The sequence below is a fragment of the Arthrobacter sp. V1I9 genome (assembly GCF_030817075.1).
Lineage (GTDB): Bacteria > Actinomycetota > Actinomycetes > Actinomycetales > Micrococcaceae > Arthrobacter.
On sequence record NZ_JAUSYU010000001.1, the window covers coordinates 249,765 to 262,511 of the forward strand.

The 12,747-nt window shown below is 58.3% G+C and carries 11 protein-coding genes and 2 pseudogenes; 5 read left to right on the forward strand and 8 right to left on the reverse strand.

The window, feature by feature from the left end:
• Positions 1-4: 4 nt before the first annotated feature.
• Both QFZ70_RS01180 and QFZ70_RS01185 read right to left on the reverse strand, forming a co-directional pair.
• Complete coding sequence (locus QFZ70_RS01180) at positions 5-178, reverse strand: hypothetical protein (protein WP_307093704.1); 174 nt, start codon at positions 176-178, stop codon at positions 5-7.
• A gap of 157 nt (positions 179-335) precedes the next feature.
• A pseudogene (locus tag QFZ70_RS01185) lies at positions 336-554 on the reverse strand (aldo/keto reductase); the annotation flags it as partial.
• 204 nt (positions 555-758) lie between these two features.
• Between QFZ70_RS01185 and QFZ70_RS01190 the strand changes: the two are divergent.
• A complete protein-coding gene (locus tag QFZ70_RS01190) occupies positions 759-1,139 on the forward strand; it encodes a RidA family protein (protein WP_307093705.1) in 381 nt (126 codons plus the stop codon).
• A gap of 1,344 nt (positions 1,140-2,483) precedes the next feature.
• Here QFZ70_RS01190 and QFZ70_RS01195 read toward each other — a convergent pair.
• Together QFZ70_RS01195 and QFZ70_RS01200 are read right to left on the reverse strand one after the other, a co-directional pair.
• Positions 2,484-3,842, reverse strand: a complete 1,359-nt coding sequence (locus QFZ70_RS01195) for an MFS transporter (protein WP_307093706.1) — start codon at positions 3,840-3,842, stop codon at positions 2,484-2,486.
• Positions 3,843-4,534: 692 nt separating this feature from the next.
• Positions 4,535-6,826 (reverse strand): molybdopterin-dependent oxidoreductase, encoded by a 2,292-nt coding sequence (locus QFZ70_RS01200; RefSeq protein ID WP_307093707.1) that lies wholly within the window; start codon positions 6,824-6,826, stop codon positions 4,535-4,537.
• Positions 6,827-7,015: 189 nt separating this feature from the next.
• Between QFZ70_RS01200 and QFZ70_RS01205 the strand changes: the two genes are divergently transcribed.
• The 4 genes and pseudogenes from QFZ70_RS01205 to QFZ70_RS01220 all read left to right on the forward strand — a co-directional run bounded on the left by QFZ70_RS01205 (position 7,016) and on the right by QFZ70_RS01220 (position 10,334).
• Positions 7,016-7,219 carry a hypothetical protein gene (locus QFZ70_RS01205; RefSeq protein ID WP_307093708.1) on the forward strand — a complete coding sequence of 68 codons (204 nt, stop codon included), beginning with the start codon at positions 7,016-7,018 and terminating at the stop codon, positions 7,217-7,219.
• A 393-nt stretch (positions 7,220-7,612) separates the two neighbouring features.
• Positions 7,613-9,073, forward strand: a complete 1,461-nt coding sequence (locus QFZ70_RS01210) for an APC family permease (protein ID WP_307093709.1) — start codon at positions 7,613-7,615, stop codon at positions 9,071-9,073.
• Between the two features lie 333 nt (positions 9,074-9,406).
• Positions 9,407-9,550: pseudogene (locus QFZ70_RS01215) on the forward strand (zinc-binding dehydrogenase); the annotation flags it as partial.
• Positions 9,551-9,950: 400 nt separating this feature from the next.
• Positions 9,951-10,334 (forward strand): MmcQ/YjbR family DNA-binding protein, encoded by a 384-nt coding sequence (locus QFZ70_RS01220; protein ID WP_307093710.1) that lies wholly within the window; start codon positions 9,951-9,953, stop codon positions 10,332-10,334.
• A 272-nt stretch (positions 10,335-10,606) separates the two neighbouring features.
• On the opposite strand, the gene QFZ70_RS01225 is transcribed toward QFZ70_RS01220, so the two are convergent.
• The 4 genes from QFZ70_RS01225 to QFZ70_RS01240 form a co-directional block, all read right to left on the reverse strand.
• Positions 10,607-10,858, reverse strand: coding sequence for a hypothetical protein (locus QFZ70_RS01225; RefSeq protein ID WP_307093711.1), 252 nt, complete (start codon positions 10,856-10,858; stop codon positions 10,607-10,609).
• Between the two features lie 14 nt (positions 10,859-10,872).
• Positions 10,873-11,235, reverse strand: a complete 363-nt coding sequence (locus QFZ70_RS01230) for a hypothetical protein (protein ID WP_307093712.1) — start codon at positions 11,233-11,235, stop codon at positions 10,873-10,875.
• A 63-nt stretch (positions 11,236-11,298) separates the two neighbouring features.
• Complete coding sequence (locus QFZ70_RS01235; protein WP_307093713.1) at positions 11,299-11,748, reverse strand: thioesterase family protein; 450 nt, start codon at positions 11,746-11,748, stop codon at positions 11,299-11,301.
• Positions 11,748-12,653 carry a nitrilase-related carbon-nitrogen hydrolase gene (locus tag QFZ70_RS01240; RefSeq protein WP_307093714.1) on the reverse strand — a complete coding sequence of 302 codons (906 nt, stop codon included), beginning with the start codon at positions 12,651-12,653 and terminating at the stop codon, positions 11,748-11,750. The genes QFZ70_RS01235 and QFZ70_RS01240 overlap by 1 nt, the downstream gene beginning before the upstream one ends.
• Positions 12,654-12,747: the final 94 nt, after the last annotated feature.

Sequence of the window (12,747 nt, forward strand, 5' to 3'; positions counted from 1 at the left end):
GCGCTCAGGCCGGTAGGAGTCCCCGCTCCTGCAGGTCCTGCCACAGCTCATCCGGAACCTGGGCGGACATGCGCTTGGCGCTTTCGCTGATTTGCTCCGGCTTGCTGGCTCCGACCGTGACGTTGACGACGGCGGGGTGGCGGAAGGGGAATTGGATGGCGGCGGTGGGAAGTTCCACGCCGTGTTCTTTGCAGATGTTGGCCAGCTGGCGGGCGCGTTCCAGGATCTCTTCGGGAGCCTGGGAGTAGTTGTAGTGCGCATCGGCGGGCAGCTCGGGTTTGCGCTGGCGACGGCACGAGGACCCGGCCTACCTTTGCGGAGAGGACGAACTCTTCCCGAGGTTTGCTTCCGAGGACTTCGCCGATGCGCCGCTCAGACAGGCCCAGCCCGTAGTGGGGCGCCGTATCAAAGTAGCGGATCCCGGCATCCCAGGCTGCTTCCGCCGTTGCCGCAGCTTGCTCATCGGAAATTGCACGGTACAGGTTGCCGACCCCTGTGCCGCCAAAGCCCAGGAGGCCAAGATGCTCCCGTGACTGCCCCTTGCCCTGGTCCACAACACTGTCCTTTCGATTCGTTCTGGCTCGTGCTGGCTGACGCTGGCAGGAGCCTAGGTGCGGGAGCTGGGGGTGTCAACGACCAGCCGCCCATGTACATGGGACACGGCATTTGCGCGGGCACCACAGAGCGCCCAGGGTTGCGCTATTCCGGGATGGCTGTAATTCTGCTTCCAAATCCCATTTGGTAGGGAAGGAGCGACCATGACGAGGGAAATCGTGAAGTCGGCCAAGGCGCCCAGTTCGCCGCTCTTCAGCCAGGGCGTCAAGGCTGGGCCGTTCGTGTTTGTCTCCGGGATCGTTGGCAGCGACCCGAGCAACGGCCACCTCGCGGGTGACAGTATTCAGGAACAGACGCGCCAAGCTCTCGCGAACTGCGAGGCGGTCCTCCACGCAGCGGGTGCTGACTTGGGAGACGTGGTCGAGGTGGGCGTGCTGCTTACACGCCCTTCGGACTTCGCAGGATTGAATGAGGAGTACGCACGGTGGTTTCCGACTGACCCTCCCACACGCTATGTTGCTCGGCTTGGTGTCGACCTGCCCGGACTTCTCGTTTCGATTCGCATGACAGCCTTCATCAGCTGAAACACCTTCAGCAGGTTCACATTCGCCGTCGCGGCGGACTAGCGAGCACCGCTGCCGGCCGCGGGGATCGTACGACTGCGGCCGCATTCTTCGATTCTTTGTTTGCCTTCGTGACCCTACCGAAGCTGTCAGTATGACACCTAAGACGTTCCAGAACGTATGTCGAGAAATGGAACTTTCGGTCCTAACCTGACAGCCGGTACACGCATGCCTGACGTCAGGTTGGGGTGTACCCGCCGGACAACGCCATTTCTTAGGCCCATGGCGAGTGGCGGCCGAACAGGGTTATGAACCAAAGCGCCGCCGGTGGCCACCACCACCTGCTCAGGGTAATTCGGGTTCTCGATGTGAGGGGCGCAGAGATCGTCGTAACTGTGCCGCAACGTCCGTTCGAGGGTAGCGGCCCGCTACCCTGAGCACGAGGCCGCCAATCGGGTTGCTGCCAGAACAGCCAGGTCACCGATGACCTGATGGACCGCCTCGGCTCGAACTGACCTTGAATTGGCCCTTTCGCCCTGTTTCCGCCGCCGTGCAACGGCAAGCTTTGGGAGTCGAGTGTGGGCAGTGCGTGACGCGGTTTCCTGCTGCGCCAAGGGATCGTAGAAAACCACGTGGAGCCCACTGGTCGTGCTGTCGTCTGATGGTTTCTTCGCCAATTCATTCATCCTTTCTTCCCCGCAAGAGCATGCATTCCTAAGGCTGTTCCCGTCACGAGCGGCGACCCCTGGCAGTCGACGCAGCAAGAGAATTGCAGAAGGACTGGGGGAGGAGAGGAATTGGTTTGTAAGGGGGGACCCCACTTCCGGTAAAACTGAAGAATTGCTTGGCCTACATCCAGTTCGTTCCGCAGGGCGGTTGTATGACAAGTCCCGGTTTGGGCGCCTCAGATCTGCCATATCCTAACTGTCGATCACCATGCGCGGAGGTTTCCAGTTCCGTACTGCTTCGGCTACGGCTTGGTCCCTTGCCTGCTACCTTGCGGTTTTGTTTTGTTGTGGCCAAGGCCACCCAGTTGCGAGAGTGGGTGGCCTTGGCGGCTTTGATGCTCCTGGAGTGGGGTCCCGGCGGCCACGACTCAGTTCCTGTCGATAGTGAGGTCATTGCTACTGCAGAAGCAAGTTATTCTCAAGTACGTACACCCGGAGGTCGGCCGGCCCGATGCCCAAAGCTGCTCCGAGCGGTTAGATGCTCGTTCTACGCTCGGTACTTGTGCCTGAATGAGTAACTAGGGTGAGAGGCATTTCCGCGGAATCGAGGAGGATGTTGGTGTCCTGGGTATCAACGAGCTGTTGAGCCTCTTCCTTTGTCTCCACATTGGGCATGGACCCATTCAGGGGTTTCCTACTAGTTTCCTTGATAAAAAAAGACGGAAATTAGTCCCAGAACGGCAGCAGCCATGAGGTAGTAGGCAGGCACCATCTTGTTCCCGGTAACTCCGATAAGCGCTGCAACAACCAGTGGAGCTGTGCCGCCAAAGGCAGCATTTCCCACATTGTATGCGAGCCCAAGAGCGCTGGAACGCGAGGGGGTCGGGAACTGCTCGGGCAGCGAGGAAGCGTAGCTCGACGAAAAGAGAGTTGCGCAGATCATAATGAAAAGTGTCCCGAGCTGTGCGCCCCAGACCTGTCCGGATCCCATCATCATGAACGCCGGAATCGGAAGCACGACGCCGAGGATGGCTCCGGTGTACAAGATCCGCTTCCTGCCTATCTTGTCCGAGAGCGAGGCAAAGAACTGGGTTGCAAAGGCTGCGAGGACGAACAGGGGAAAGATCACGAGGGTGCCGAGGGCTCCTTGGAACCCGAGCGTCTGGTTTAGATACGTGGGAGTGAAAGAGGTCATGGTGTAGGCAATGACGTTGCCGGCGGCTGCGACGCCCATTACGGGCAGAATGAAGCGCCCGTGGGTCCGAATGACCTGCACGATACCCGGGTTTTTTGCCAACTCACCGGTTTTCCGGGATTCCTCAGCCCGCTCTTTCAAGACGGCACTGAAGGTGGGTGACTCTTCGATCCGATAGCGGAAATACAGAGCTATGACGGCAAGCGGCCCAGCAATGAGAAACGGAATACGCCAGCCGAAGGACTGCATCGCGTCTTGGCTTAAGCTCAGCTGTAGAACGGCTACCAAACCGGCTCCAAAGGCGAACCCGAGGTAACTGGAGCCCATGAATCCAACATAGAAACCTCGTCGCCTATCCGGAGCGTATTCGCTCAGGAAAGTCGCACCACCGGTGTATTCTCCGCTGGCCGAGAACCCTTGCAGCAGTTTCAGGAACACGAGAAGCGCCGGGGCCCATAGACCGATGACGGCGTAGCCCGGGAGCAGTCCGGTAGCAAACGTGGCGACGGACATCAGGAGAAGCGTGAACGTGAGGACCTTCCGTCGCCCGATCCGGTCTCCCAGCCATCCGAAGAATACGCCCCCCAGAGGTCGGGCAACGAACGTTACTGCGAATGTGCCATATAGGTACAGAGCCTGGACTGTCGGGTCGGCCTGCGGCAGGAAAACAGGGCCCATTATGGTTATGAGGTAGGCAAATACTCCGAACTCATACCACTCGATGATGTTTCCGACGACTGTTCCGGCGACAGCGCGCCTTAGGGCGGCCTTGTTGACAATGCGGATGTCGCTTACTTTCAAACGCCGCTTGCCAAGATGGGCACCGGTGGCACTCCCAGATCTTTGGTCTCCAGTGGACATTGGTATCCTTCGTTGATTCACTGATGGTCGCAATGGACTGCATCTAAGGCCTAACGGCCGAGGTCTTGCATCTCTAGGGATACTCAAACAGTTATATCCAAAGTGATCCATAAGACATTTGCCAGCGGAACGCTTGCAAACTTGTACAGCCCCCAATCCTGGCAATGGCGCCAAGTGGGTCTCACCTTGTTTCCAGCTCCGATTGTGCCCCGCTCCCGCTGTGGCTGCCGGGGAGGTAGCCGCCTGCCAATTTGACGGGGGAGCCAGATAGCGAAGTGACTTCGGATAGAACGAGAAGAGGGGTAGTGCTTGGAGAGGTGACGCCTGCTGCCCGGTTCATGTATTCCGCGAACTTCTGATGTCTGGTCTGCTATCGACGAAATCCGAAACCATACCTTCAATGCACAGAGCGTGACGAAAAATTGATTGCACTATGTCCCAAAGCACTAGCTCGCAGTGCGTCGTTCGTCAGTCTCGACCCGCAGCCCATGGACGGTGTCGGTGACGGTGGAAAAGTGAGCCATTGTGACTGCAAGTCTTGCCCCTATTCGGACTCTCCCGCTGCCTGAACCCTGAACCGCACGGACAATTCCGCAGGTCCTGCGCGAGAGTATCTAGATCGCTGGCGGCCGAACGCATTGTGTTGCTAAGCCGGGCAGGAGCGGTGTTGCCTCCTGTGCGTGATGAAGATGCTATTCCTCCCGGATCAGTACGGGTGGAGCCGTCACCGTGAGCTCGGGGATCTCACCCGACCAGGCTTCGACCTGGACGAGCGCGTGCTGTGCCGTTGTAGCCTGTGAAAGGCTTGAGGATGGTCTGTCTGCTGTAAGCACGTTGGGGTTCCCGTGTCGGCAGAAGGAAGGGTCATCCGGTGCAGGGTCGTACCAGGCCCCGGCTGAAAGCTGAACGACGCCCCGTCGTAGGGAAGCAGTGATCGCCAAGCCGGCCAAGCAACTACCGCGGTCATTCCGCACCAGTACAACCTGTCCGTCTTCAAGGCCACGCGCTGCGGCATCATCAGGGTTCATTCGAATTGGTTCTCGTCCTTGGATTTTGGATTTCTGACTGGTAGCGCCGATATCGAGTTGGCTGTGAAGCTTTGTCTTTGGCTGGTTAGCGATTAGGTGCAAGGGGTAAGGGCCGGGCGAGCCGAGCCATTCGTCAGGTTCGATCCACACGGGGTGCCCTGGGCAGTCGGCATAACCGAAGCCGGCTATTGTCGAGGAAAAAATTTCTATTTTGCCGCTAGGCGTGGCGAGCGGGTGCATCTCAGGATCGCGCCGGAAGTCGGAAAACAGGACCTGGCGAGGCTCAATAATCGGGATTTCAATCTTTTCTGTTTCCCAAAAGGTGTCGAAATCAACGACATCGACGCCCCGTTCACCAAGCCTTTTTCTCCACGCTTCATACAGATGGCGAAGCCACCCCATCGTGTCCCGCTTCTCCGTGAAAGCGTCGCCCCGTCCGAGCTTGTCCGCTATGGCGGCGAAAATGTCGTAGTCGTCCCGTGCGCTGCCGGTAGGTGCCGTTAGAGCACGCATCGGGAAAAATGAGGGGTCGTTACGCCCGGCTCCATAATCATTCCGCTCAAATGACATCGTTGCTGGAAGCACTATGTCAGCATGCCTTGCCGTGCTGGTCCAGAACTGTTCATTCACGATGACAGTTCCTGGTTGGGACCAAGCCTTCCGGAATCTTGCCAAATCCTGATGATGATGGAACGGGTTACCGCCGGCCCAGTAGATCAACTCGATCTTCGGCAGGGTGATTCTCTGGCCGTTGAAGTCGATCTGGGTGCCTGGTTCGAGCAGCATGTCAGATATTCGTGCCACCGGAATAAACGACGTCTCGGGGTTGCGGCCCTGAGGGAATGAGGGCGCGCTGGAAACTCGCAAGGGCAGTCCTACATCTGCGGAGGCACCATATCCGTGCTGGAAACCTCCACCGGGCAGTCCTATCTGACCAAGCATTGCGGCGAGCGTGACCCCAAGCCAGATCGGTTGCTCACCGTGCTGCTGCCGCTGCATGGACCAACTGAGGTTGATCATGGTCCGGGAGGCAGCCATGTCACGCGCCAATTGAGCAATTCGAGTCGCAGGAATGGTTGTGAGATTCTCGGCCCACCGTGGATCTTTTGGAATGCCGTCAACCTCACCCCGGAGGTACGGCAGGAATTTGTCCAGACCAACACAGTGCCGAGAAAGGAAATTCCGATCAGCAAGGTTTTCAGAATCCAGCACGTACGCGAGGGCGAGCATCAGGGCCGCGTCGCTACCGGGTAGCGGCGCAATCCACTCTGCGTCGGCTTCTTTGTATGTATCGTCAGCGATGGGCGTCACATCAATGAATCGGCATCCTCGGGCCACTGCCTGCCGGATCGCGTCTCTGGCGACATGGCGCCCAATTCCGCCAGGGCCAATTCCGCTGTTCTTCTCGGAAATTCCACCGAAGGCGATGAAAAGTTCTGTTTTTTCGCTTACAACTTCCCACGAGGTTGCACGGGCCATGATTTGGTCGGGGGTGGCTCCGATGATGTGTGGCAGAAGCACCCCGGAGGCGCCATAGCTGTAGTCCGTTACGCCGGCGACATATCCCCCCAATGAGTTGAGGAATCGGTGGATCTGACTTTGCGCATGATGAAATCGACCTGCACTGGCCCAACCGTATGAACATCCGTAGACAGCCGAGGGGCCTTTTTCAGAGTAGACGCGTCCCAGTTCTGCGCTGACCAGCTCAATGGCACGGTCCCATGAAACCTCTACAAAGGGTTCATTCCCCCGGCCGGAACCGGTTCCCGGCCCATGTTCCAACCACCCGGCACGAACTGCCGGGCGCAATACACGGGTCGGATGGTGTTGTGCAGAAGCTACGTTGTCCAGAAGGTCGCGCGGGTCCGGGTCCTGCGACCAGGGCCTAACAGACCGCAAAGCCTTTCCATCGCTCTCGGCTTCGAAGACTCCCCAGTGTGTCAAATGCGTGCGCATGCTTCCGTTTCCTTGGGTGCTGTCCTAGTGACTGCCGCTGATTGGCTGTTGCCCCAGCCCGTCCGTGCCAGGAGCGCTCATCAGGCGGTTCAGGAGATTTGCACCAACATTAGGAAATGGCCCTTGATGGGAGAATTGGAGAAGGGCCGACACTGCCATGCTGTGATCGTAGGAACTCCAAGAACTGTAATGGATTCCCCGGAGGGGTGGAGGCAGTTCGCCTTGCGGGCCAAGGCTGCTGACCTCACTAAGGAAGACAACCAGCAGCAGCTGGTCAGTGCGCAGACATCGCATTACTCCGAAAGGTGCGTCAATTCCGACGCGCCCTTCCATGCTCTCTATCTGCCTCTTCCCCGCAAGCCGTTGCTGAACAGCATGCGCGAGCACGACTGAGCCAATTGGCAGTACCCGGGGGCACCGTCGCGTCTCGGCGCCTTCTCCGCTCTCTCCCTTGCACCGTGACATGCGAAAGGCTGTGACGCGGCCAACATGTCTAAGGGCTCTTGGTGAAATGGCCAATACCGTGGGGGCTGCGGTGAGGGCACCATGGTTATTGCCCTAAATCCCGGGCGTCGGACGGCTGCAGCAGCCGCGCCTGGAGAGCCAGCTCCAAACAGTCTGGCGCCCTAGCGTTGCCGGGCTTTGCTACTGGCAGATATGCGAGTCTCACGTGCCCCAGGAACCGCCTTAAAACGAACCGCCGAGTTTAGGTTCCAGGCATTGGTGATGGATGGGCCGTAACTGGCCGTTGTTACGACGACCAGCTTTTCAACTTAGAAGGGAACGATGATGGAAACAACGATTCCGACAGCGACAGAGCGACCGCCTCAGTCGAAGCCCCACCTCAAGGGCAATATGGGCTTTTTCCAGCTGATTTTCAGCGTGATGGCTTACAACGCCCCAATGGTGGTCGTGATCGGCGTCATCCCCATCATGGTGATGGAGGGCGCCGGGCTGGGAACACCCCTGTCATTCATCGGAGCCGGGCTCATCCTTGCGTTGTTCTCTGTAGGTTTCACGAGGATGGCGAGGGTCCTCCCCAATCCTGGCGGTTTTTACGCCCTCATTACTGCCGGTCTTGGACGTGCGGTTGGCCTGGGGTCGGGTTTCGTCGCGCTGCTTGCCTACTTCGGTGTGTACGCCGGGACGTTCTCCTTCGGAGGTATCGTCGTAAGCGAACTCGTGACCAACACCCTGAATGGCCCGGAACTGCCTTGGTACGTTTGGGGAGCGGCATTCTGGCTAGCTTCGGGAGTTCTCGGCTATCTTAAGGTTGAACTGTCGGCGAAAGTGCTGGCACTGTTCCTTTTCGCCGAAATTCTCATCATCGTTGCTTATGATTTGCTTGTCTTTGTCAACGGAGGCGCCGACGGATCCGGCATCTCCCTTGAACCCCTCAGCCCCGCACATTGGTTCGACGGCAACTTCAGCTTGGGACTTCTGCTTGCTATCGGCATGTACGGAGGGTTTGAAGTCACTGTTCTGTTTCGTGAAGAAGTGCGCAATCCAGTCCGTGTCATCCCGCGCGCCACATTCGCGGTCATTGCCATTGCGATGACGATTTACGCCTTGTCATCACTGATGTTCGCGAACTCGTTGGGCATCGACAAAGTAGTCGGGCTGGCGCAGGCGGACCCCACCGGTGCAATGAACACCAGCATTGAGAGTTTCGGCGGGTCGTTGCTGTTTGAGCTGGCGACTGTCATGGTCATCACGAGCACGTTCGCGGTGATCCTGGCTGCGCATAACATCACCGCACGCTACGTCTTCAATCTCAGCGCAGACAAGATCCTGCCAAAACGGATGTCCTCAGTACACAAGCGCCATGGATCCCCTCATGTAGCTTCTGTTGCGACAAGCGGCGCTGCCCTGGTCCTGAACGCGGTTATCGCTGTGCTAGGAGTGGACCCTCTCGCCTTTTACACCGCAGTGCTTGGGATGACCAGCATGATCGCGCTGCTGATAATCTTCATTTGCAATGTTGCCGTCTTCCTATACATGCGCCGCAACGGCGGCCAACTGGCTTCCACCTGGGCGACGGTAGTCTGCCCGATCCTCGCGGCCGTAGGTCTCGGAATCGCCCTAGTGCTGGCAGCAATAAACTTCCCGATGTTGGTAGGAGGCTCAAACGAGGTTGCCGCGGCACTCCTGACGGTAATTTTTGGGCTATTCGTCCTCGGTGTTGCAGCAGCCCTGGTGTACCGCAGCCGGAAACCCCACATCTATAGCTGCATTGGACGGCAGTAATGCACTGAGTAACACGAACGTACGCAGGGCCTTAAGACCAAGATAGTCCTAGCTAAAGAGCCGGCGTGCTTCTTCTCGGTGGCCCCGCCGGGAAGCTGGGCCCCATTCCGTGTTTGCCAAAGCTCTTGCGGCCTCTGAACAACCCTTACAGTTGGCGACTAGTACCTAAGCCTTGGAAAACGACCATAATTCCGGAAGAAACATCAGGGGACTGAGCAGGGCTGGCAGAAACACCACCGCGGGTGCCATCGCCGGTCCTACAACCCGCATCGACCTCCGCGACCTTATCTACAAGGACCTCGAAATGTACGGCATCACGAACCCACGGCTTCCACGTTTGCGCGCCTGGTGGAGCTCATTCAGAGCGGACAGCTGAAGCCGCTGCTTGAGGAAACCTTCGGAATTCAGGACCTAGCCAAAACACGGGCGCGGCTGCGCAAGCGGACGCACGTCGGCAAGATCGTCGTCACGCCTTAGCTGAACTTTTCAAATGCAATCGCGGTCGACCGAAAGCACTTCGGCCGGCCGCGGTTCGCTGCTTAAAGCTAGCTGGCTTCCCGCCGTCTTCGCTGCGCAAGGAAAGCGGGTGTCCGCAAGGAGGCTCCGGCTTCGTCGGTGGCCCGGAACCAACGGCGGTACGCGCCAGGGAATACGTGACGGCACAGGCGGCGACGGGGGCGACTTGGCTCTTATGGGGCGGCCATAGCCGTCCGAAAACCCGGGCGTGATGAAGTAGGCATAGTCCTCCAGCTAATGTGTTCGACTGGATCCGTTTGTTCCCTCGGGTTGCGACGACAGGGCCGAGAATCCCGAATCCTTTGTTCGAGAATCCGAGAAGGGTGCCCACCCATTAGATACTGGATGAAGAGAGGAAATTTTGGACGGCGAGAACTTGCAGGAACGCGCCGCTGCCCGGACCCAAGACCTTCCGGGAGCGGAACTGACACACCCCTTCGGGGATGACTGGGACGTGTATAAGGTGCGCGGGAAGGTCTTCATGCTTCAGACCGCAGTCCTGGGGCAACCGATCGTCATCCTCAAAGCCACACCTTCTGACGGGCTGGCCTTGCGGACGGCGTACGAGGACATCACTCCGGGTTACCACATGAACAAAAGGCACTGGATCACTCTGCACCCGGATGGCGCCCTCGACCCGCTTTTCGTCGACGACCTCGTCACCGAGTCCTATTTGCTGGTCGTGGAAAACCTGCCGAAGAACCAGCGGCCGGTCGACCCCGAAGTATTCGGGCAGCACGCATGATCCTGTGCGGCCGCTGGTCAGGACAGGCGAAGGATGTAACCAGCATCGTCTCCTCCTACTAACCACGGCCGCCACCAGGACGTGGACAATCAGACGATGGCCGAATACTTTTGGCACTGGCACTGGCACTGGCACTATACGTGGACGGCGGGGCGCTTGGATTTGTCTTGGAATCGCAGCGCTGCGTCAAAAAAGGGCCGATGCCGCCCCCTGCGCCGATACTGCCCCTAAAGTAGGCAGAATCCTAAATGGCCGTGCACAGCTCACGCTGCCTAAGAAGGCTCGGGCAGTGCAGTGAAGAGGGCGTAACCGTCGTCGATATGAAACAGGCGCCTTTCCCCCGTCGAGGAGATGATCCAGAGGATATGCCCATCCTCCGTCAAGGCGTCGATGCTACCGGTGATGCGATGGTTGCACTTCTCGAGGGTCACGACCTGTCCCGGTTCGAGGCTTCCCCACGACGTACCTTTTATCGCGCTTTTTGTCCCACCTTTGGGCAGGGCTTCAGGGGTTGGGGCTTTCATGATCCCACCACAGCCTATGCGCCCGCATTGCGCCAGTTAACCGGCGTAATGGACAAGAGGAGACGGGTTCCTGGGACGGCTCCGTACCGGACGGTGGTTCCTTTGGGAAGAACGATTAGCTCGTCGCGGTCGCCGATCAAAGACTCCTCGTTTTCACCATCGATGACGAGGAGGCGGGCCTGCCCTTCAATCACGTAAATGGTTTCTTCGTACTGTACGGTCCAGGGGTCGCTGAACCCTGTCCCGTCGAAGGTCATGAAGTAGGTGCCCAGCTGCGTCAGCTGGGAAGCGGCTGTTCGGTGCTCGATTTTCGCCGGGCCGAAGTCTTTGACGTTGTTCGGGTCGAATGCTGGTTTGTAGCTCAAAGTTACCGACACAAGGTCTCCTAGGTGTTGAGTTGGCGGTGGGGTCATGGTAAGGAGCTCTCCGTGGTGGAGAGACTAGGCGTGCTGGCTTTGGGGCAGGAACCCGGCGCGACCTTGCTGCGGATTGCCCTTCAAGGCAGCACGTAGCGCCAGGGCAACGGCTTCCGGCAGTGGTCGGGATCTCGCTTTCGCGGGATCGACGTTGACATAGGTGAGTTCGACATCTGCCAGCTCGGTGTCGTCACGGCTAATTAGAACATTCAGGACGAAGCTCGAGGTTCCGACCTTGTGGCAGTCGACATCAATGTCGAGGGTTTCGTCGAAATAGGCCGGGGCCTTGAATGTGAGGACTGCGTTGACTACGGAGGGATCAGTGCCTTCGGCTACGAGCTTGGGATAGGGCCAGCCGATGCTGCGGAAGAATTCGGTCATCGCTACGTCAGCAACTTCAAGGTAGCGACTGTTGAACAGAAACCCCTGCGAATCAACTTCATGATTTCTGACCCGGTGCTGGTAAAGAGGCATTACGCTCCCATTTCCGCCTGAAGCTTCGCATAGAGATCCAATCTGCGCAGTGCGAGACCGGGAGCTTCTGGATTGGCTCTTGAGGCGAGCAGTAGGTCGTGATCGAGGTCAACAATCAGCACTTGTTCTTCAGTTGATTCCGTCGTTGCCAGGATCCCGTCGTTGATGCCCACGGTCCTGTCCACCGGTCCGGATACGAGTGCTTTACCCACGGCGTACATGGGCGAATCAGTCGGAAGTCCGCTGGTACCGAAAAGGGGGGACATTACGACGTACAGCTGGTTTTCTATAGCCCGTGCCTGGCATCCGGTGCGAACCCGGTGCACCCCTCGACGGTTCCAGGTAAGGGAGGGGCATAGGATCAGATCCACTCCTTTATGCACGAGGTACCGTGTCAGTTCGGGGAATTGGATATCGGCGCAGATCAAGAGTCCCACCGTGAAGGGTCCGATCTTTGTTACGAGCAGTTCGTCGCCCCCTCTGGCGCCCAGGGAATGCTCTTGGGGCGTCAGGTGAATTTTGTCTTGGGATTCGACTCGCCCATCAGGGTGTGCGATGAACGCGGTGTTCCTCAGGGATCCGTCCTCGGCGACGCGGTTATGGCTTCCGCCGACAACGACAACGTTGTTCTCCCTGGCCATCCTGACTGTGCCGGCAACGATGTCCTCCGTAAATTTCGGCAGGGAGTGCCAATAGTCGGAGGTGATGGAGGCAGTCGTGACCTCGTGATCATCAATTGCAGCAAGAAGTCCGGTGCTTGCAAGCTCAGGGAACAGCACAAGTTCGGCACCTTGTTCCGCGGCGCGCTTCACAAGTGTCTCCATGTGCTGCAAGTATTCGTGGAGGCTGTTCTCCTGTCGAAGTTCGAACTGAATGGTGGCTACCTTCAATGACGCCGTGGTCATAAGAAACTCCTGTCTAGAATCGGCCGCGTGGACGGCGATTCTTCTCCTCACTTGCATTCCCGCCGGTCACGCGGATGATGGCAGATGAACGATC